Annotated in this window: 2 protein-coding genes; both read right to left on the bottom strand. The window is 44.8% G+C overall.

Translation table 11 applies throughout. The features are described 5' to 3' along the window. Window positions 1–102 precede the first annotated feature (102 nt). A complete protein-coding gene (locus tag TH2_RS20400; protein WP_008892350.1) occupies window positions 103–669 on the bottom strand; it encodes an AbiU2 domain-containing protein in 567 nt (188 codons plus the stop codon). 2 nt (window positions 670–671) lie between these two features. Next, window positions 672–923 (bottom strand): GIY-YIG nuclease family protein, encoded by a 252-nt coding sequence (locus TH2_RS21980; protein ID WP_040824898.1) that lies wholly within the window; start codon window positions 921–923, stop codon window positions 672–674. Window positions 924–1,065: the final 142 nt, after the last annotated feature.

Below are 1,065 nucleotides of genomic sequence, written 5' to 3'. Positions count from 1 at the left end.
CAGAACTTTGTTTCGCGCGTACTAGACGTGGCGGAGCCGTTTGGTAATGGATCAGGATACGCTTGTCAAGCTGTACTGGGCAGCTTCAGATTTTTGCCAGCATTAGCAGTTTTGTTTGGCAAATTTAAGCTTCTGTATCAGATCAAGTACATCACCAGAACACCCAGGATGACTAAAATCTAAAGGACCAACTCCGATATTTCTGCCTACTGCATCACAATATTTCTGCAGACATTCAAAGAAATTAACGACGTCTTCTGGCTGATGTAGCCCGAGGCTTTCTGCGGCTAAAACACTTTCCATGTCCAAATGAGACACAAGCCGATTACGTGCGGTTTGCACAAGAGATCTGTATCTCAGAATTTCATCGGAATACTCTTTGATCTCGTTTGTGAATAAATGATGTTGCTCCAGCTTTTGATTGAGATAAGGCAAGGTAAGATTGCTTCTTTTTCCTGCAGTTGCAGGGTCCGTTATTTTGCAAACTTGGAGAAAAATATACTCAATCAGAATGTGATTAAGGTCGTTGAAAAACAAGGGCGCAGTATCATGTAATAGCTGAGCTGTGTGTTGGTCGCTTTCAAACATTTGTTCGAATGTAAAATGGCATTGTTTCAGCCAGATACATTCAACTCGGAATGCTTTAAACTCTGTCGGCAACTGGTCCATTCCTAAAAGTGCCTTTTGCAGAACGCTCTACCAGAGCCTGTTTTGAGGTATTTCTCGAAAGCAAATGCCTTGTTCGCGTCTTCGAATCCAAAGGTGTTTATGATCTTCCATGGACCAAAGTTTGCTGTATGCTTGGAGCCTGAGCTGTTTGGTTCGTTGTTATGGCGATACAAACGCTTTGCGACATCTCGCGTGCAGCCGATATAGTAGCGTTCGGGAAACTTTAAACTCTGAAGAATATAGACATATTGCATGTCCGCCATTGACCGCCTCCGCTTAGCTTCGGCGTGTCAGCCTTCGCCGCTTATGAATGTGGGGCGACTACTTGGCATGCCAAGCGGTAGCCTACTTTAGTAGGCGAAGGCTGGCTGGGGAACCTGGATTCGAACCAGGACT

The sequence above is a fragment of the Thalassospira profundimaris WP0211 genome (assembly GCF_000300275.1).
GTDB classification, from domain to species: domain Bacteria; phylum Pseudomonadota; class Alphaproteobacteria; order Rhodospirillales; family Thalassospiraceae; genus Thalassospira; species Thalassospira profundimaris.
Note: the sequence above shows the minus strand (reverse complement) of the source record. Positions and strands in the feature narration are given on the sequence as shown.

Coding starts and splice junctions, on each gene's coding strand:
- TH2_RS20400 (WP_008892350.1), bottom strand. CDS start 669: ATGGACCAGTTGCCGACAGAGTTTAAAGCATTCCGAGTTGAATGTATC.
- TH2_RS21980 (WP_040824898.1), bottom strand. CDS start 923: ATGCAATATGTCTATATTCTTCAGAGTTTAAAGTTTCCCGAACGCTAC.